The organism is Streptococcus oralis (assembly GCF_001578935.1).
In the GTDB taxonomy this organism is placed as follows: domain Bacteria; phylum Bacillota; class Bacilli; order Lactobacillales; family Streptococcaceae; genus Streptococcus; species Streptococcus oralis_R.
Genome location: NZ_KQ969521.1, coordinates 589,843 through 609,740, shown reverse-complemented (window position 1 = coordinate 609,740; position 19,898 = coordinate 589,843). Strand labels below are relative to the sequence as shown.

The 19,898-nt window shown below is 41.3% G+C and carries 17 protein-coding genes; 12 read left to right on the top strand and 5 right to left on the bottom strand.

Features of this window, described 5'->3' with window-relative positions:
* Positions 1 to 70: 70 nt before the first annotated feature.
* The 8 genes from lacA (at position 71) to lacG (ending at position 7,697) form a co-directional block, all read left to right on the top strand.
* Positions 71 to 496: a galactose-6-phosphate isomerase subunit LacA gene (lacA, locus tag SORDD15_RS03020; protein ID WP_000029277.1), complete on the top strand. Its 426-nt coding sequence runs from the start codon at positions 71 to 73 to the stop codon at positions 494 to 496.
* A 30-nt stretch (positions 497 to 526) separates the two neighbouring features.
* Complete coding sequence (lacB, locus tag SORDD15_RS03015; RefSeq protein WP_001216921.1) at positions 527 to 1,042, top strand: galactose-6-phosphate isomerase subunit LacB; 516 nt, start codon at positions 527 to 529, stop codon at positions 1,040 to 1,042.
* Between the two features lie 10 nt (positions 1,043 to 1,052).
* Positions 1,053 to 1,982 carry a tagatose-6-phosphate kinase gene (locus SORDD15_RS03010; RefSeq protein WP_061414203.1) on the top strand — a complete coding sequence of 310 codons (930 nt, stop codon included), beginning with the start codon at positions 1,053 to 1,055 and terminating at the stop codon, positions 1,980 to 1,982.
* Position 1,983: 1 nt separating this feature from the next.
* The gene (gene lacD, locus SORDD15_RS03005; protein ID WP_061414201.1) at positions 1,984 to 2,964 is read left to right on the top strand and encodes a tagatose-bisphosphate aldolase; all 981 of its coding nucleotides are present in this window, start codon (positions 1,984 to 1,986) and stop codon (positions 2,962 to 2,964) included.
* A gap of 229 nt (positions 2,965 to 3,193) precedes the next feature.
* Positions 3,194 to 4,027: a PRD domain-containing protein gene (locus SORDD15_RS03000; protein WP_061414198.1), complete on the top strand. Its 834-nt coding sequence runs from the start codon at positions 3,194 to 3,196 to the stop codon at positions 4,025 to 4,027.
* Positions 4,028 to 4,199: 172 nt separating this feature from the next.
* Positions 4,200 to 4,517, top strand: coding sequence for a PTS lactose/cellobiose transporter subunit IIA (locus tag SORDD15_RS02995; RefSeq protein WP_023936918.1), 318 nt, complete (start codon positions 4,200 to 4,202; stop codon positions 4,515 to 4,517).
* On the top strand, positions 4,517 to 6,211 hold the full coding sequence (locus tag SORDD15_RS02990; protein WP_061414195.1) for a lactose-specific PTS transporter subunit EIIC: 1,695 nt from the start codon (positions 4,517 to 4,519) through the stop codon (positions 6,209 to 6,211). Before SORDD15_RS02995 ends, SORDD15_RS02990 begins: the two co-directional genes overlap by 1 nt.
* Positions 6,212 to 6,290: 79 nt before the next feature.
* Entirely contained in the window at positions 6,291 to 7,697 is a 1,407-nt protein-coding gene (gene lacG / locus SORDD15_RS02985; RefSeq protein ID WP_061414193.1) for a 6-phospho-beta-galactosidase, read from the top strand.
* Positions 7,698 to 7,736: 39 nt separating this feature from the next.
* Here the strand turns inward: lacG and SORDD15_RS02980 are convergent, their stop codons facing one another.
* The 4 genes from SORDD15_RS02980 to nrdH form a co-directional block, all read right to left on the bottom strand.
* Positions 7,737 to 8,501 carry a DeoR/GlpR family DNA-binding transcription regulator gene (locus SORDD15_RS02980; protein WP_061414190.1) on the bottom strand — a complete coding sequence of 255 codons (765 nt, stop codon included), beginning with the start codon at positions 8,499 to 8,501 and terminating at the stop codon, positions 7,737 to 7,739.
* Between the two features lie 139 nt (positions 8,502 to 8,640).
* Positions 8,641 to 9,603: a class 1b ribonucleoside-diphosphate reductase subunit beta gene (gene nrdF, locus SORDD15_RS02975; protein WP_061414187.1), complete on the bottom strand. Its 963-nt coding sequence runs from the start codon at positions 9,601 to 9,603 to the stop codon at positions 8,641 to 8,643.
* A gap of 194 nt (positions 9,604 to 9,797) precedes the next feature.
* Positions 9,798 to 11,957 carry a class 1b ribonucleoside-diphosphate reductase subunit alpha gene (gene nrdE / locus SORDD15_RS02970; protein WP_061414184.1) on the bottom strand — a complete coding sequence of 720 codons (2,160 nt, stop codon included), beginning with the start codon at positions 11,955 to 11,957 and terminating at the stop codon, positions 9,798 to 9,800.
* An 81-nt stretch (positions 11,958 to 12,038) separates the two neighbouring features.
* Positions 12,039 to 12,257 carry a glutaredoxin-like protein NrdH gene (nrdH, locus tag SORDD15_RS02965; protein WP_061414181.1) on the bottom strand — a complete coding sequence of 73 codons (219 nt, stop codon included), beginning with the start codon at positions 12,255 to 12,257 and terminating at the stop codon, positions 12,039 to 12,041.
* 362 nt (positions 12,258 to 12,619) lie between these two features.
* Between nrdH and SORDD15_RS02960 the strand changes: the two genes are divergently transcribed.
* From SORDD15_RS02960 to SORDD15_RS02945, 4 genes are all read left to right on the top strand, one after another.
* Positions 12,620 to 12,883, top strand: coding sequence for a phosphocarrier protein HPr (locus SORDD15_RS02960; protein WP_000146948.1), 264 nt, complete (start codon positions 12,620 to 12,622; stop codon positions 12,881 to 12,883).
* 5 nt (positions 12,884 to 12,888) lie between these two features.
* On the top strand, positions 12,889 to 14,622 hold the full coding sequence (ptsP, locus tag SORDD15_RS02955) for a phosphoenolpyruvate--protein phosphotransferase (protein WP_041170815.1): 1,734 nt from the start codon (positions 12,889 to 12,891) through the stop codon (positions 14,620 to 14,622).
* Positions 14,623 to 15,018: 396 nt separating this feature from the next.
* The gene (locus tag SORDD15_RS02950) at positions 15,019 to 15,936 is read left to right on the top strand and encodes a metal ABC transporter solute-binding protein, Zn/Mn family (protein WP_061414179.1); all 918 of its coding nucleotides are present in this window, start codon (positions 15,019 to 15,021) and stop codon (positions 15,934 to 15,936) included.
* Between the two features lie 7 nt (positions 15,937 to 15,943).
* A complete protein-coding gene (locus tag SORDD15_RS02945; RefSeq protein ID WP_061414175.1) occupies positions 15,944 to 18,445 on the top strand; it encodes a pneumococcal-type histidine triad protein in 2,502 nt (833 codons plus the stop codon).
* A gap of 134 nt (positions 18,446 to 18,579) precedes the next feature.
* Here SORDD15_RS02945 and pepT read toward each other — a convergent pair whose 3' ends face one another.
* Positions 18,580 to 19,803 carry a peptidase T gene (gene pepT, locus SORDD15_RS02940; protein ID WP_061414172.1) on the bottom strand — a complete coding sequence of 408 codons (1,224 nt, stop codon included), beginning with the start codon at positions 19,801 to 19,803 and terminating at the stop codon, positions 18,580 to 18,582.
* Positions 19,804 to 19,898 lie beyond the last annotated feature (95 nt).

The following is a 19,898-nucleotide window of genomic DNA, read 5'->3' as shown; positions in this document are numbered from 1 at the left end:
GTCTTTTGTAGGTAAACTGCTAACTAAAAAAGTCTTTACTAGCCTAGAAAAATAAAAAGGAGTATACAATATGTCTATTGTTATAGGTGCAGATGCTGCAGGTTTGAGATTGAAAGAAGTTGTGAAAGACTTCTTGGAAAAAGAAAACTTCCACGTTGTGGATGTTACAGCTGAAGGTCAAGATTTTGTTGATGTGACTCTTGCTGTTGCTGCAGAAGTAAACAAAGAAGAACAAAACCTTGGTATCGTGATTGATGCTTATGGTGCTGGTCCATTCATGGTCGCAACAAAAATCAAAGGAATGGTTGCCGCAGAAGTATCTGACGAACGTTCAGCTTATATGACTCGTGGCCACAACAACTCACGCATGATCACTATGGGTGCACAACTTGTTGGTGATGAATTGGCTAAAAATATTGCTAAAGGATTTGTTAACGGTAAATACGACGGTGGCCGTCACCAAATTCGGGTCGATATGTTGAACAAAATGTGCTAATTAGATTACAGTAAGAAAGGTAAGAGAAAAATGAGAATTGCAATTGGATGTGACCACATCGTAACAGATGAAAAAATGGCGGTTTCAGAATTTTTGAAATCAAAAGGATATGAAGTCATCGACTTTGGTACCTATGACCACACACGTACTCACTACCCAATCTTTGGTAAAAAAGTTGGTGAAGCCGTTACAAGCGGTCAAGCTGATCTTGGAGTATGTATCTGTGGTACAGGTGTTGGTATCAACAACGCTGTCAACAAAGTTCCAGGTGTCCGTTCTGCCTTGGTTCGTGATATGACAACAGCGCTTTACGCTAAAGAACAATTGAACGCTAATGTTATCGGTTTTGGTGGTAAAATCACTGGCGAATTGCTCATGTGCGATATCATTGAAGCTTTCATCAATGCTGAATACAAACCATCAGAAGAAAACAAAAAATTGATTGCGAAAATTGAGCACGTTGAAACTCACAATGCTCATCAAGCAGATGCAAACTTCTTTACAGAATTCCTTGAAAAATGGGATCGTGGTGAATACCACGACTAAGAGGTGACGCATGATTTTAACAGTCACAATGAATCCATCCATCGATATTTCTTATCCTTTGGATGAATTAAAAATTGACACTGTCAACCGTGTGGTAGACGTGACCAAGACAGCTGGTGGTAAAGGTCTCAATGTTACACGAGTTCTTTCAGAATTTGGTGATTCTGTTGCTGCTACTGGTTTGGTCGGTGGTAAACTTGGTGAGTTTTTAGTAGAGCATATCGACGATAAAGTAACGAAACGTTTTTTCTTCATTCAAGGTGAAACTCGAAACTGTATCGCTATTCTCCACGGAGACAATCAAACAGAAATCCTTGAAAAAGGTCCTGAAGTTCTGGAACAAGAAGGACAAGATTTCTTGGCTCATTTCGAAAATCTTCTTGACACTGTGGAAGTAGTTGCTATCTCTGGTAGTCTGCCAGCAGGTCTTCCAGTTGACTATTATGCAAGCTTAGTAGAACTTGCTAATCGCGCAGGGAAACCAGTTGTTCTAGACTGCTCAGGTGCAGCTCTTCAAGCAGTTCTTGAATCACCACATAAACCAACAGTCATCAAACCAAATAATGAGGAATTGTCTCAGCTTTTAGGCAGGGAAGTTTCTGAGGATTTGGATGAATTAAAAGAAGTTCTTCAAGAGCCTTTATTTGCAGGGATTGAGTGGATTATCGTGTCACTTGGTGCAAATGGTGCTTTCGCTAAACACGGTGATACTTTCTACAAGGTAGATATTCCTAGAATCCAGGTAGTCAATCCTGTTGGGTCTGGAGATTCTACTGTTGCAGGTATTTCATCAGGTCTTCTTCATAAGGAATCTGATCAAGAACTCCTCATCAAGGCCAATGTCCTTGGTATGCTCAATGCTCAAGAAAAGATGACAGGTCATGTCAATATGGCTAACTATCAAGGTCTATACGACCAACTAATCGTAAAAGAGGTATAAAATGGTTTTAACAGAAAATAAACGCGCTTGCTTGAAAAAACTCTCTGATGAAAACGGAATCATCTCAGCTCTTGCCTTTGACCAACGTGGTGCTTTGAAACGCCTCATGGCTCAATACCAAACAGAAGAGCCAACAGTGGCTCAAATGGAAGAACTCAAAGTCTTGGTTGCAGATGAATTGACAAAATACGCTTCATCTATGCTTCTAGACCCAGAGTATGGACTTCCAGCTACAAAAGCGCTTGATGCTAATGCTGGTCTTCTCCTTGCTTATGAGAAAACCGGTTATGACACAACTAGCACCAAACGCTTGCCAGACTGCTTGGATGTTTGGTCTGCCAAACGCATCAAAGAACAAGGCGCAGATGCAGTCAAATTCTTGCTTTACTACGATGTAGACAGCTCTGACGAACTCAACCAACAAAAACAAGCCTATATCGAACGTATCGGTTCTGAGTGTGTGGCGGAAGACATTCCATTCTTCCTTGAAATCTTGGCTTACGATGAAAAAATCGCTGACGCAGGTTCTGCAGAATATGCCAAAGTGAAACCACACAAGGTTATCGGTGCCATGAAGGTCTTCTCAGACCCACGCTTCAACATCGATGTCTTGAAAGTGGAAGTTCCGGTCAACGTTAAATACGTTGAAGGATTTGGAGATGGTGAAATCGTGCATACACGTGAAGAAGCAGCAGCCTTCTTCAAAGCACAAGATGAAGCAACTAACTTGCCATATATCTACTTGAGTGCGGGAGTGTCAGCTAAACTCTTCCAAGAAACCCTTGTCTTTGCCCACGAATCAGGCGCAAACTTCAACGGAGTTCTTTGCGGCCGTGCAACATGGGCTGGATCAGTTGAAGCCTACATCAAAGATGGTGAAGCAGCAGCTCGTGAATGGCTTCGTACAACTGGTTTTGAAAACATTGATGAACTCAACAAGGTTCTTCAAACCACAGCGACTTCATGGACTGAACGTGTTTAAGAAACCCCTCCTATTTTAGGAATATGAACTTAAAAATTTTAAAAAAGTTGTATGTAAAGGTTTACAAAATAACCTACTTGTGCTATACTTAAATCACAAGTTAATACAAGGTGAGTGTTACTAAGTAATATTAGGCATGATCACAGGTGAATTAGAAATCAGATGATTTTCTAGTTCATTTGTGGTCATTTTTTGTACTCATATACCTTTAAAATATAAGGAGGTTACCATGTATCGAATTCTAAATCCAATAAATCACAATGTTTCGCTTGTCAGAAATGACAAAGGAGAAGAAGTGATTGTGATTGGTAAAGGGATTGCATTTGGAAAGAAGAAAGGGGATTTTATTGCGGAACAGCAGGTGGAGAAAATCTTTCGGATGAAGACAGAAGAGTCCAGAGAAAACTTTATGGTTCTCCTCAAAGATGTTCCGCTTGATTTTATCACAGTGACCTATGAGATTATTGATAAACTTTCAAAGAAATATCATTATCCGATTCAGGAATATCTCTATGTAACCTTGACAGACCATATTTACTGCTCTTATCGAGCTCTAGCACAAGGAAGGTACAAGGATAGCAATCTGCCAGATATTTCTGTCAAGTATCCTGTCGCTTTTCAAATCGCAAATGAAGCCTTTGAAATCTATCGTCAGAAGCTAGCTGAACATTTCCCTGAGGATGAAATTATTCGGATTGCTTATCATTTCATCAATGCTGAGGGTGAGAATGAGGTGGCAGTTGTTGAAACGATCGATAAGAGGAAAGAAATTCTCAGAGATGTTGAAGAAGTGCTGAAGAATTATGCTATTCAGCGAACCAAAGAAAACAACCATTTTTATGATCGCTTTATGATTCATTTGAATTATTTCTTGGATTATTTAGACCGCTCTAGAGATGATAACCAATCGCTTCTGGATATGGAAGACCATATCAAACAAACCTATCCAAAGGCATTTGAGGTCGGCTCCAAGATTTATGATGTGATTACGCAACATACTGGTCTTGATTTGTATAAAAGTGAGCGAGTCTATCTCGTTTTACATATTCAACGTTTATTGTAGTGGTTGTCGAGAGCTATAAAAAGCTCTGGATGTTGTATTTTAGTAATTGAACTCGGGCTAAAATCTTGGAAAAAAGATAAATGTTCCTAGGAGCGTCGCTCCGTCATCACATTTCCTATTTTTCTTTCGATTTTCAAACGCCCTTAGTATCTTAAATAAGGAGGATTCTATCATGAATAGAGAAGAAGTTACATTGTTAGGTTTTGAAATTGTTGCCTATGCTGGCGATGCTCGTTCAAAACTATTGGAAGCCTTGAAGGCCGCTGAAGCTGGTGATTTTGCAAAAGCGGACGCTCTTGTAGAGGAAGCTGGTAGCTGTATCGCCGAGGCTCATCACGCGCAAACAAGTCTATTGACCAAGGAGGCAGCTGGTGAGGATTTGGCTTATAGTGTGACCATGATGCATGGTCAGGATCACTTGATGACAACGATCTTGCTCAAAGATCTCATGCACCATTTAATCGAACTCTACAAGAGAGGAGTTAAGTAATGAACAAACTAATTGCATTCATCGAGAAAGGAAAGCCATTCTTTGAGAAACTATCTCGTAATATCTATCTTCGTGCCATTCGTGATGGTTTCATTGCTGGGATGCCAGTCATTCTCTTCTCAAGTATCTTTATCTTGATTGCCTTTGTTCCTAATTCATGGGGTTTCCAATGGTCAGATGAAGTTGTAGCCTTTCTAATGAAACCTTATAGCTATTCAATGGGAATTCTGGCACTCCTGGTTGCTGGTACAACTGCCAAGTCATTGACGGACTCAGTTAATCGTAGCATGGAGAAAACCAATCAAATCAACTATATGTCAACACTATTGGCAGCGATTGTTGGTTTGTTGATGTTGGCAGCTGATCCAATTGAAGGTGGTTTTGCGACAGGTTTCCTTGGGACAAAAGGGTTGCTTTCAGCCTTTCTTGCGGCCTTTGTAACCGTAGCAATCTATAAGGTTTGTGTTAAGAACAACGTCACTATTCGCATGCCTGACGAAGTTCCACCCAATATCTCACAAGTCTTTAAAGATGTGATTCCATTCACTCTATCTGTTGTTTCTCTTTATGTTCTTGATTTACTTGCTCGCCAGTTTGTTGGAGCCAGCGTTGCAGAATCAATTGGTAAATTCTTTGCACCATTATTCTCTGCTGCTGATGGTTATTTAGGTATTACCATTATCTTTGGGGCCTTTGCCTTCTTCTGGTTTGTGGGTATTCACGGTCCTTCCATCGTCGAGCCTGCAATCGCAGCGATTACCTATGCAAATGCTGAAGTCAACTTGAACCTTCTCCAACAAGGAATGCATGCAGACAAGATTCTTACTTCAGGTACACAAATGTTTATCGTTACCATGGGTGGTACGGGTGCAACACTGGTTGTTCCATTCATGTTCATGTGGTTAACCAAATCAAAACGAAACCGTGCGATCGGACGTGCGTCAGTAGTACCAACCTTCTTTGGTGTGAATGAACCAATCCTGTTTGGTGCCCCCCTTGTCTTGAACCCAATCTTCTTTATTCCTTTCATCTTTGCGCCAATCGCAAACGTCTGGATCTTTAAATTTTTCATTGAAACGCTTGGCATGAACTCATTTACTGCCAACCTTCCTTGGACAACACCAGGTCCGCTCGGTATTGTTCTCGGTACCAACTTCCAATTCTTGTCATTTGTACTTGCTGCTTTGTTAATTCTTGTTGACGTAGCTATTTACTATCCATTCCTCAAGGTTTATGATGAACAAATCCTTGAAGAAGAGCGTTCTGGTAAAGCCAATGATGAATTGAAAGAAAAAGTAGCTGCAAACTTCAATACTGCCAAAGCAGATGCGATTCTTGAAAAAGCGGGTGTCGATGCAGCTCAAAATACCATCACTGAAGAAACAAATGTCCTCGTTCTCTGTGCCGGAGGAGGTACAAGTGGTCTCCTTGCAAATGCTCTAAACAAAGCAGCAGCAGAATACAATGTTCCTGTGAAAGCAGCAGCTGGTGGCTATGGAGCTCACCGTGAAATGTTGCCTGAGTTTGATCTAGTTATCCTTGCTCCTCAAGTAGCTTCAAACTTTGAGGACATGAAGGCCGAAACCGACAAGCTTGGTATCAAACTTGCCAAGACAGAAGGTGGCCAATACATTAAACTGACTCGCGATGGAAAAGGCGCTCTTGCATTCGTACAAGCTCAATTTGAACAATAAAATTTTAGAAGTGAGATGGAGAATAAAGCCTCACTAGCCTCCTCTCCATCTCATTTCTATTTCTTGAAAGGTGAAATACATGTCAAAAACATTACCAAAAGACTTTATTTTCGGTGGCGCAACAGCTGCCTATCAAGCAGAAGGTGCTACACATACTGATGGTAAAGGACCAGTAGCGTGGGACAAATACCTCAAAGATAACTACTGGTACACTGCTGAACCAGCCAGTGATTTTTACCACAAATATCCAGTTGATCTTAAACTAGCAGAAGAGTATGGTGTTAATGGTATCCGTATTTCAATCGCTTGGTCACGTATCTTTCCAACTGGTTACGGGAAAGTCAATGCCAAGGGAGTTGAGTTCTATCATAATCTATTTGCAGAGTGCCACAAACGCCATGTGGAACCCTTCGTGACCCTCCATCACTTTGATACGCCAGAAGCGCTTCATTCAAACGGAGATTTCCTGAACAGAGAAAACATTAATCACTTTGTGGATTATGCAGCCTTCTGTTTTGAAGAGTTTCCAGAAGTCAACTACTGGACAACCTTTAATGAAATTGGACCAATCGGTGATGGTCAATACTTGGTAGGGAAATTCCCACCGGGTATCCAGTACGATCTTGCCAAAGTTTTCCAATCCCATCACAATATGATGGTGTCTCACGCTCGTGCAGTTAAGCTATATAAAGATAAAGGCTATAAAGGTGAAATTGGTGTGGTTCATGCCCTGCCTACTAAGTATCCTCTGGATCCAGATAATCCAGCAGATGTTCGTGCAGCCGAGTTAGAAGATATCATTCATAATAAATTTATTTTGGATGCCACTTATCTAGGACGATATTCCGAAGAAACCATGGAAGGTGTCAACCATATCTTATCTGTCAATGGTGGTAGCTTAGATCTTCGTGAAGAAGACTTCGCAGTCCTAGAAGCTGCAAAAGACTTGAACGACTTTCTTGGAATTAACTACTACATGAGTGATTGGATGCAAGCTTTTGATGGTGAAACGGAAATCATCCATAACGGAAAGGGTGAAAAAGGAAGCTCTAAATACCAAATAAAAGGTGTTGGTCGTCGTGTAGCTCCTGATTATGTACCACGTACGGACTGGGATTGGATTATCTATCCTCAAGGTTTGTATGACCAAATCATGCGCGTCAAACAAGACTATCCAAACTACAAGAAAATCTACATCACAGAGAATGGTCTCGGATATAAAGATGAGTTTGTGGATGGGACAGTCTACGATGATGGACGGATTGATTATGTTAAGAAACATATGGAAGTGATTGCAGATGCAATCTCTGATGGAGCCAATGTCAAAGGCTACTTTATCTGGTCGCTGATGGATGTCTTTTCTTGGTCAAATGGTTATGAAAAACGCTACGGTCTCTTCTATGTAGATTTTGAGACGCAAGAACGTTATCCGAAGAAATCAGCTCACTGGTACAAGAAACTTGCTGAGACACAACTTGTTGATTAAAATTCAACAAAAATTCCCCGCCAAAAGGCAGGGGAATTTTTATTTTGATAAAAGAATGGTTGTTTGTTTCGACAGTTCTTCAAATGTCTCCTGACTCAGTTTGGAATCTGAAACGATGGTATCAATCTCTGAGATATTGTAAAAAGTGTAAAAATCAAACTTATTAAACTTACTGTGGTCTGCCAGTAAGTATTTTTTATTGGCATTGCTCAAGGCGATTCGTTGTACCTCGCCCTCTTCTTCACTGAAAGTAGCAATTGCCTTATCCTTAATACCATTACAACTTACAAAAGCTTTAGAAAACTGAAGGTTGGTCAAATCCTGCAAGGTGAGTGTTCCCACAAAAGCACCAGTGATAGAGCGATAATTTCCACCAATCAAGATTAAATCTGTTAGTTTTCGTTCGTTTAGGATGAGAAAAACAGGAAGACTGTTTGTTACAACACGAATATTATCAATTGGGAGCTCACGAGCAAAACATTCCAAGGTTGTTCCCGGCCCGATAAAAATAGTTTCACCTTCGTCAATCAAATGCCCTGCAAAACGGCTAATTTCTTGTTTTTCAGCAATCTGCAAGCCTTGTTTTTCAACGTTTGAGCGTTCGTTGTTTAAGAGAGAACCTGTACGAAGTTTTTCAGCGCCACCGTGCACACGAACCAGCAAATCCTTGTCTGCCAATTCTTGTAAATAGCGGCGAGCTGTCATATCTGATACATCAAGACTCTCCATAATCTCTTTTACAGTAATAGTGCCTTTTGTGTTTACTGCTTCTAGAATACTATCTAGTTTTTCTTGCTTTAGCATCCTTATCACCTCGATTTCTACTATTATTATCTTACCATAAAACGCTCAATCAATCAAATAGAAAAAAACAAAATAAAACAAAAACAAAAATATCATGGTTGTTTTAAACAAACCATGATATTTTGAATGATTGGTCAAATTAATCTAAGCCGTAGTTGTAATCCTCGTCTTGCATGGCTTCAACTTCACCAAGGAGGTAACCATTTCCGACTTGAGAGAAGAAGTCGTGGTTAGAAGTTCCTGTTGAGATTCCGTTCATAACGATTGGATTGACGTCATCTGCTGAGTCAGGAAAGAGAGGATCTTGTCCGAGGTTCATAAGAGCTTTATTGGCATTGTAACGAAGGAAGGTTTTAACTTCCTCAGTCCAGCCAACACCGTCATAGAGGCTCTCTGTATAGCCCTCTTCGTTCTCGTAGAGAGTGTAGAGCAGGTCGTACATCCATTCTTTCAGTTTTTCTTGCTCTTCTTCAGACAATTCATTGAAACCAAGTTGGAATTTGTAACCAATGTAGGTACCATGAACAGACTCATCACGGATGATCAGTTTGATGATTTCCGCAACGTTGGCCAGTTTGTTGTTACCGAGATAGTAGAGTGGGGTGAAGAAACCAGAGTAGAAGAGGAAGGTTTCAAGGAAAACGCTGGCAACTTTCTTTTCTAGAGGGCTACCATTGAGGTAGATTTCATTGATAATTTCAGCTTTTCTCTGAAGGTAGGGGTTAGTGTTGGTCCATTCAAAGATTTCTTCGATTTCAGCCTTGGTATTCAAGGTTGAAAAGATAGAAGAATAGGATTTTGCGTGGACAGATTCCATAAATTGGATGTTGTTGAAAACAGCTTCCTCATGCGGTGTACGGATGTCTGCGCGAAGCGCTTGAACCCCTGTTTCAGATTGCATGGTATCTAAAAGGGTCAAACCACCAAAGACTTTTCCAACCAAGTCTTTTTCTTTGTTTGATAGTTTTCTCCAGTCGTCTAGGTCATTTGACAAGGGGATACGCGTATCGAGCCAGAATTGCTCTGTCAGCTTTTCCCAAGTTGATTTGTCGATGACATCTTCGATGGCATTCCAGTTAATGGCTTTGTAGTAAGTTTCCATTTGAAATCTCTTTCTGTATGTAATAATGCGATTGTCGAATCATCTCTATTTTATCATAGTCTGAGAAGAGTATCGCACAAAAAGTCGGAAGACCGACTTTTTAGTTTTTCATAGTATTTAAGATACTTATCAAGTTTTGTCTGGCGGGTAACTTAATCAGTAGTCTGAGAAAATGTGGTTGCCTCAGATAAAAATTAAATCACACAGCTCTCACATTGGTTGGCACCGACTTCTCCACCGTCGTCTGTAAAGGTACGGACGTAGTAGATAGACTTGATGCCCTTGTTAAAGGCGTAGTTACGAAGGATTGACAAGTCACGAGTCGTTTGTTTGTTTTCTTTCTTCCATTCGTAGAGGCCTTTTGGAATGTCACTGCGCATGAAGAGGGTGAGTGAAAGCCCTTGGTCCACGTGCTCTGTTGCAGCAGCGTAAACATCAATCACCTTACGCATATCCATGTCATAAGCAGAAGTGTAGTAAGGAATGGTATCTGTAGACAAGCCTGCGGCAGGGTAGTAGATCTTACCGATTTTCTTCTCTTGACGTTCTTCGATACGTTGTGTAATCGGGTGGATAGAAGCAGAAACGTCGTTGATGTAGCTGATAGAACCATTTGGTGCAACAGCTAGACGGTTTTGGTGATAAAGACCATTTGCTTGAACCTTTTCGCGAAGTTCAGCCCAATCAGCAGCACTTGGGATAAAGACATCTTTGAAGAGTTCTTTAACACGGTCTGATTTTGGAACAAACTCGCCTGTCACATACTTGTCAAAGTAGCTACCGTTAGCATAGTCTGATTTTTCAAAGTTGTGGAAGGTGATACCACGTTCGCGCGCAATATTGTTTGACTCAACCAAGGTCCAGTAGTTCATAAGCATAAAGTAGATGCTTGTAAATTCAATTGACTCAGGTGATCCGTATTCGATGAGTTGTTGGGCAAGGTAGCTGTGAAGCCCCATAGCACCAAGACCAAAGGTATGCGCTTGGCTGTTTCCGTTATCAATAGTAGGAACAGCTACGATGTGGGAACTATCTGTAACGAACGTCAAAGCACGAACCATAGCACGGATCGAACGACCAAAGTCAGGTGAGGTCATCATGTTGACCACGTTGGTTGATCCCAGGTTACATGAGATGTCGGTTCCCATTTGCAGGAATTCTTGGGCATCATTGAGAAGACTTGGTTCTTGAACTTGAAGAATCTCAGAACACAAGTTACTCATGATAATCTTTCCATCAACAGGATTTGCACGGTTAGCCGTATCAATGTTGACGACATAAGGGTAACCAGATTCTTGTTGCAATTTAGAGATTTCAGTTTCCAAATCACGCGCCTTGATTTTGGTCTTGCGGATGTTTGGATTGGCCACCAATTCATCGTATTTTTCTGTGATGTCGATGTAGTTGAAAGGCACACCATATTCAAGCTCCACTGAGTAGGGGCTAAAGAGGTACATGTCTTCATTTTTACGAGCCAATTCGTAGAACTTATCTGGAACAACGACACCAAGCGAAAGAGTCTTGACACGAACTTTTTCATCGGCATTTTCTTTCTTAGTTGAAAGAAAGGCAATAATGTCAGGGTGAAAAACATTGAGGTAAACAACTCCAGCTCCTTGACGTTGGCCGAGTTGGTTGGAGTAGGAGAAGCTATCTTCAAAAAGTTTCATAACCGGTACGACACCAGAAGCCGCCCCTTCATAACCCTTGATCGGTGCGCCAGCCTCACGCAGGTTGCTAAGGGTAATTCCCACACCGCCACCGATACGCGAAAGTTGAAGGGCTGAGTTGATGGAGCGTCCGATTGAGTTCATATCATCCGTTACTTGGATCAAGAAGCAGGAAACCAACTCCCCACGACGAGCACGACCAGCATTCAAGAAGGAAGGCGTAGCAGGTTGGTAACGTTGGTGAATGATTTCATTGGCGATATCTGTCGCAATGGCTTCATCTCCATCAGCAAAATAAAGCGCGTTAAAGAAGACACGGTCTTCCATACTTTCAAGGTAGTATTCACCGTCATTAGTCTTCAAGGCATACTGATTGTAAAACTTGTAGGCTGCCATGAATGACTTGAATTGGAAGTTTTGGTCTTTGATAAATTGATGCAGTTCTTCCAAAAACTCTGGACGGTATTTCTTGAGAAATGCAGTTTCGATGTAGTTGTGTTCAATGAGGTAGTTGATTTTATCAGTAATTGAATCAAAAACCATGGTATTTGGAACCACATTTTCTTTAAAGAAGGCATCCAAGGCTTCTTTATCTTTATGGAGCATGATTTGTCCATTGACAGGACGGTTGATTTCGTTATTGAGACGGAAGTAAGTTACGTCCTCAAGATGTTTTAATCCCATAAAATTTCCTTTATCTAATTACAAAAGAAAGGCCTCTAAGTTAGCCCTAGAAGCGAGTTTCTTCTGGATGATGTACTAAGATTATGCTAATTGTTTCAGTTTTCCTGGTTGGAAGCCTGAAAAGACTTCAGTTGGTGTTTGGATAACAGGAGCAGCGCTAAAACCAAGTTCACGGACTTGATCGATATACTCAGGCTGTTCATCAAGATTGATTTCACGATAAGCGACATTGTTGCTGTCCAAGAAACGTTTGGTCATTTTACATTGGACGCAGTTATTTTTAGAATAAACGGTTACCATTTCTGTAACTCCTCTTTCAAAATAGATTACTTTCTTAGTATATCAGAAAAAAAAACTTTGTCAAACTTTTTAAACTAAATCTTGTGCTAAAAAGTTACAGTTTCAAAACAAAGACACAATATATAGTGTTTTATCAGAGTGTAAAATTAGTTTTTCATTGAACTATCAAAGTTTATCAAAACAAAAAAACTATATACTGTATCTCGGTAAGAAAAATAGAAGATTTTCAGCAAGTTATCAGAAAGGAAATAGAAGAAAGTCAATAAAATACTTGAAAAATATCCTAGAAGATGTTATAATATAAAATTGTAAGGGTTATCACATGTAACTCAAAAAAGAAACAATTAAAGGAGAGTCAAACTATGGCTTCTAAAGATTTCCACGTAGTGGCAGAAACAGGTATTCACGCACGTCCAGCAACATTGTTGGTTCAAACAGCTAGCAAATTTGCTTCAGATATCACTCTTGAATACAAAGGTAAATCAGTAAACCTTAAATCTATCATGGGTGTTATGAGTCTTGGTGTTGGCCAAGGTGCTGACGTTACAATTTCAGCTGAAGGTGCAGATGCTGACGACGCAATCGCTGCTATCACTGAAACTATGGAAAAAGAAGGATTGGCATAAGGAAAATGACAGAAATGCTTAAAGGAATCGCAGCATCTGACGGTGTTGCAGTTGCAAAAGCATATCTACTCGTTCAACCGGATTTGTCATTTGAGACTATTACAGTCGAAGATACAAACGCAGAAGAAGCTCGCCTTGATGCCGCTCTACAGGCATCACAAGACGAGCTTTCTGTTATTCGTGAGAAAGCAGTAGGTACGCTCGGTGAAGAAGCTGCTCAAGTTTTTGACGCTCACTTAATGGTTCTGGCTGACCCAGAAATGATCAGCCAGATCAAAGAAACAATCCGTGCCAAGAAAGTGAATGCAGAAGCAGGTCTGAAAGAAGTAACAGACATGTTTATCACTATCTTTGAAGGTATGGAAGACAACCCATACATGCAAGAACGTGCAGCGGATATCCGCGACGTGACAAAACGTGTATTGGCAAACCTCCTTGGTAAGAAATTGCCAAACCCAGCTTCTATCAATGAAGAAGTGATTGTGATTGCGCATGACTTGACACCGTCTGATACAGCTCAATTGGACAAAAACTTTGTAAAAGCTTTTGTAACCAACATTGGTGGACGTACAAGCCACTCAGCTATCATGGCGCGTACGCTTGAAATTGCAGCAGTACTGGGTACAAACAACATTACTGAAATCGTTAAAGACGGTGATATTCTTGCCGTTAACGGTATCACAGGTGAGGTTATTATCAACCCAACTGATGAGCAAGCGGCAGAATTCAAGGCTGCTGGTGAAGCTTATGCGAAACAAAAAGCTGAATGGGCGCTCTTGAAAGACGCACAAACAGTAACTGCTGATGGTAAACACTTTGAATTGGCTGCCAACATCGGTACTCCAAAAGACGTTGAAGGTGTCAATGACAACGGTGCTGAAGCTGTTGGTCTTTACCGTACAGAGTTCTTGTACATGGATTCTCAAGACTTCCCAACAGAAGACGAGCAGTACGAAGCTTACAAGGCTGTACTTGAAGGAATGAACGGTAAACCTGTTGTTGTTCGTACAATGGATATCGGTGGAGATAAGGAACTTCCTTACTTCGATATGCCTCACGAAATGAACCCATTCCTTGGATTCCGTGCCCTTCGTATCTCTATCTCTGAGACTGGAGATGCTATGTTCCGCACTCAAATCCGTGCCCTTCTTCGTGCGTCTGTTCACGGTCAATTGCGTATCATGTTCCCAATGGTTGCGCTCTTGAAAGAATTCCGTGCAGCGAAAGCAGTCTTTGACGAAGAAAAAGCAAACCTTCTTGCTGAAGGTGTTGCAGTTGCGGATAATATCCAAGTTGGTATCATGATCGAAATCCCAGCAGCAGCAATGCTTGCAGACCAATTTGCTAAAGAAGTTGACTTCTTCTCAATTGGTACAAACGACTTGATTCAATACACAATGGCAGCAGATCGTATGAACGAACAAGTTTCATACCTTTACCAACCATACAACCCATCTATCCTACGTTTGATCAACAACGTTATCAAAGCAGCTCACGCTGAAGGTAAATGGGCTGGTATGTGTGGTGAGATGGCTGGTGACCAACAAGCTGTTCCACTTCTTGTCGGAATGGGCTTGGATGAGTTCTCTATGTCTGCAACATCTGTACTTCGTACACGTAGCTTGATGAAGAAACTCGATACAGCTAAGATGGAAGAGTACGCAAACCGTGCCCTTACAGAATGCTCAACAATGGAAGAAGTTCTTGAACTTCAAAAAGAATACGTTAATTTTGATTAATCGAAAAGTCCTTGCAACTCAGTTGCAGGGATTTTTTGTGTTTGGAGATGAAAATGAAGAGATTTCAAAAAAATAGTTAACTGGTTCACAAAATTCTTGACAAGTTGTAAAATTAGGGGTAGAATATTAACCAGTTAATCAAAAAAGGAATGAAGTGTTTGAAAATGGGATAAAGAGACAAGTTTGTTTAGTAAAAGAGCCTGTATCCGTTTGAAATGAAGTTTCTAAAAGAGTATTGAAATGAATCAACTATCCCAGTCTATTAGTATGAATGGAACTTGTGTCATGGATGATTGAGATACTTGAAAATAGAAAAAACATCTTGACATAAGGAGATAATGGGTGTAGAATATTTACTGGTTAATTAAATAGTTAAATACTAGTTAAGGAGTTTTTATGAAAAGAAAATCAATTGTCTATTTTCTCCTAATCGCCTTCGTTTTCGTTTTGGCTGCTTGTGGTCAGAAGGAGAGTCAGCAGAGCAAAGGGATGAAAATCGTAACTAGCTTTTATCCCATCTATGCCATGGTTAAAGAGGTATCTGGAGATTTGAACGATGTACGGATGATTCAGTCTAGCACCGGGATTCATTCCTTTGAACCATCGGCAAACGACATTGCAGCTATCTATGACGCGGATGTCTTTGTCTATCATTCACGAACCTTAGAATCTTGGGCAGGAAGTTTAGATCCCAACTTGCAAAAGTCTAAGGTACGAGTCTTAGAGGCGTCTGAAGGCATGACCTTGGATCGTGTATCTGGTCTTGAGGATGTTGAGGTTGGTGATGGGATTGATGAGAAAACACTCTATGATCCTCACACTTGGTTGGATCCAGAAAAAGCAGGAGAAGAAGCACAGATTATTGCGGATAAATTGTCTGAGGTGGATAGCGAACACAAGGATATCTATCAAAAAAATGCCAAAGCATTTATCGCAAAAGCACAAGAGTTGACCAAGAAGTTCCAGCCTGTTTTTGAAAAAGTTCAACAAAAGACCTTCGTCACTCAACACACAGCCTTTTCTTATCTAGCGAAACGATTTGGGCTAAATCAGTTGGGGATTGCTGGGATTTCTCCTGAGCAGGAACCCAATGCAAGGCAATTAACTGAAATCCAAGAATTTGTCAAAACCTTCAAGGTGAAAACGATTTTCACAGAAAGTAATGCCTCATCCAAAGTGGCAGAAACACTGGTCAAATCAACAGGTGTGGGACTGAAAACACTCAATCCTTTAGAGGCAGACCCACAAAATGACCAAACTTATCTGGAAAATTTAGAAGAAAATATGACTATCTTGGCAAATGAATTGAAATGAGGAATTTATGAAAATCAATAAAAAATATCTTGCAGGTTCTGCTGTAGCTCTACTTTTGAGCGTTTGTACCTATGAATTAGGACTTTATCAGGCGCGTACGGTCAAGGAAAATAACCGAGTGTCTTATGTTGACGAGAAGCAACCAGCCCAGAAAGCGGAAAGCTTGACACCAGATGAAGTCAGCAAGCGTGAAGGGATCAATGCGGAGCAAATTGTCATCAAAATCACCGATCAAGGCTACGTGACTTCCCATGGGGATCATTACCATTACTACAATGGTAAGGTGCCTTATGATGCTATTATCAGCGAAGAATTGCTGATGAAGGATCCCAACTACCAACTAAAGAATGAAGACATCGTTAATGAAATCAAGGGTGGCTATGTTATCAAGGTCAATGGAAAATACTATGTTTATCTGTCCAATCCATCCCAAACCGAAAATATCCGAACCAAGGATGAAATCAATCGCCAACGACAGGAACATAGTCATAGGGAAAATCATGGAGGAGGCTCTTCGACTACGGATAGCGCCCTTGCTCTGGCTCGCTCACAAGGTCGCTACACGACAGATGATGGCTATATCTTTAATGCGTCAGATATCATAGAGGACACAGGAGATGCCTACATCGTACCACATGGAGATCATTTTCACTATATTCCAAAGAGTGATCTTTCTGCAAGTGAATTGGCAGCAGCCCAAGCCTTTTTATCAGGTGGCCGGACAGAGCCTTCTAGAGTAAATTCCCACCGCAATTCTGGCGGAAATGACGGAGAGAGAGAGGCTGGCTGGACACCATCTACGAATAACGGAGGATTAGTCTCTCCAAATGCTCCTGTGAATCCAAGACTAAACGAAAGTGATGGTCAACCGAGTCAGAGCGAAGATATTACGAGTCTCTTAAAGGAACTCTACGCTCTGCCTTTATCCAAACGACACGTAGAATCAGATGGTCTGGTCTTTGACCCTGCACAGATCACAAGACGAACGGCAAAGGGAGTTGCAGTACCGCATGGCGATCATTACCACTTTATCATGTACTCGCAAATGTCTGCCTTGGAAGAAAGAATCTCCCGCTTGATTCCTTTGAAAGGGGAACAAGCTCCAGTTGTTCCAGGAGAGCGTCCTCTAACCCCACTTCCTAGTCCACATCCTCAGCCAGTTCCAAACCCAACACCTCAACCGATGCCAACACCTATCAATCCAGTAGAGGAACAACTGGTTCAGACAGTTATTCGAAAGATTGGAGATGGTTATGTGGTAGAGAACAAAGAAGGAACTCGCTATGTTCTTGCCAAAGATTTGACAACCGAAACTGTAGCAGCACTTGATAAAAAACTAGCAACTCAAGAAAATCTGAGCCATGAATTGCCAGCTAAAAAAGAAGGTGTATCTCCAAGAGATCAAGAATTCTATGATAAAGTCTACCATCTTTTGGAAGAAAGTCACCAAAAACTACTTGAAAACAAGGGACGTTTGACGGACTTCCAAGCATTGGATCAGCTTCTTGCCCGTCTCAATGATGAATCAAGTGATAAGGTACAGTTGGTAGATGATGTCCTTGCCTTCCTAGCACCCGTTCTACATCCAGAACGCCTTGGCAAGCCAAATGCACAAATCGAATACAGCGAAGAGGAAGTACGTATGGCTCAGTTAGCAGATAAGTATACAACCTCAGATGGTTATATCTTTGATGCTCGTGACATTATCAGTGATGAGGGAGATGCCTATGTGACACCACATATGGGACACAGTCACTGGATTGGTAAGGATAGTCTTTCTGCCAAGGAAAAGGCGGAGGCGGCAGCTTATACCAAGGAAAAGGGAATCCTCCCACCATCTGCAGATGCTGCAGCTCAGGCAAATCCAGATGGAGAAAGTGCAGAAGCTATCTACAATCGTGTGACAGGAGAAAAACGTATCCCACTCGTTCGCTTACCATATAATGTTGAGCATACGGTAGCGGTTAAAAATGGCAATCTCATCATTCCTCATAAGGATCACTACCACAATATCAAGTTTGCTTGGTTTGACGATCACTCCTACAAGGCACCAAATGGCTATACTCTAGAGGATCTCTTTGCGACTATCAAGTACTACGTCGAGCATCCAGATGATCGCCCAACTTCAAATGATGGTTGGGGAAATGCGAGCGATCATGTCCAAGGTAAACCGACCAGAGACCAAAACTTTGCTCCGGGTGAAGAGCCAAGAGATGAGGAAGAAGAGGAAACACCAGCAGAGCCGGAGGAACCACAAGTTGAAACGGAAAAAGTAACTGCCAAACTCACGGAAGCAGAGCAACTCCTATCAGAACTGAGTGATGCAAGTCTAAAAGCCAATGCAGAAGAAACCTTGCTCGGTCTTAAAAACAGCCTATTGCTCGGAACACTGAGCAATAACCAAATCATGGAAGAGGCTGAAAAACTACTCACTCTTTTGAAAGGGGCTCCTATTTCTACAATAGAAGAAAAAGAAAAGACAGAAACCACAACTCAACCAAGCGCATAATGCAAAAGAACCTCCAAAAATTTTAAATACCTAAAAAAGGCATCCTATCAAGATTTTTGAACATTTAATAGGGTGCCTTTTGTTATGGAATTATTGACTAAAAATCTCCATGATTTCGTTTGTATCTAGCTTTTCTAGTCTTTGTATGAAACGATTCCGATAATGGTATCAACTGCCTTTTCCATTGTTTCTAGACTGACGTATTCAAAGCGTCCGTGCATGTTTTCGCCACCAGCAAAGATATTTGGAGTTGGAATTCCCATAAAGGAAATCTTAGACCCATCTGTTCCACCACGGATAGGTTCGATAATTGGTGCGATCCCTAAATCTTCCATAACAGCTTTAGCAATGTTAACAGGCGTCATGTCTTTCTCAATGACTTCCTTCATATTGTAGTACTGGTCTGTCAGAGTTAAGGTCACGCGATCATTCCCAAGCTCTTGATTCATCTTATCAGCGATGGCTTGCATAGATGCTTTACGGGCTTCAAAGGCGTCCTTTTCAAAGTCACGGATGATGTAGCTTGCACGCGCCTCCTCGACACTACCTGACACATCCATGAGATGATAGAAACCTTGGTAACCATCTGTCAGTTCAGGTCGGTCATTCTCTGGCAGTTGATTATGAAAATCAATGGCTAGCTGAAGAGCATTGACCATCTGACCTTTAGCAGTACCAGGATGAACATTGCGCCCTTGGAAATGGAGTTCAGCCCCAGCTGCTGAGAAGGTTTCGTACTGAAGTTCACCCAGTGGGCCACCATCAATAGTATAGGCAAAGTCAACGTCAAAGTCCTCTGCATCAAATTTATTAGCACCGACGCCAATCTCCTCATCTGGGCCAAAGCCGACACGGATCTCGCAATGTTTGATTTCAGGATGAGCTGTTAAGTATTCGATGGCTGTCATGATCTCAGCAATACCAGACTTGTCATCGGCACCTAGAAGGGTAGTGCCGTCTGTCGTGACCAGAGTTTGCCCTTTGTAGTTAGCAAGGTTAGCAAAGTCGGTTGGATCAAGGCTAAAGCCAGAGTCGCCTAGTGAAATGACCCCACCATCGTAGTTTTCGATGACTTGGGGATTGACACCTTCGGCATTAAAGTCAGCGGTATCCATGTGAGAGATGAAACCAATCTTGCGAGTCAAGGAAGGGTCGTTAGCGGGTAAAGTTCCAATGGCAAAACCGTTTGGTAGGTAGTAGACATTTTGCAGACCGACACGTTTCATCTCAGGGATGAGGACATTGGTCGCGAAGTCTATCTGGCTTTGCGTGCTTGGAGTAGTAGTAGAGTGCTCGTCGGAGCGAGTGTTTACTTTGACATAGGTCAAAAAACGATCCAGTAAGTTAGGATAAGTCATCATAAAACTCCTTTTGATTTCATAGTAGTTCTAGTCTGCCAAAGATTAAATTGTGGAAAAATTGAAAAAACAGAATATTTCAGTTTTATACAATC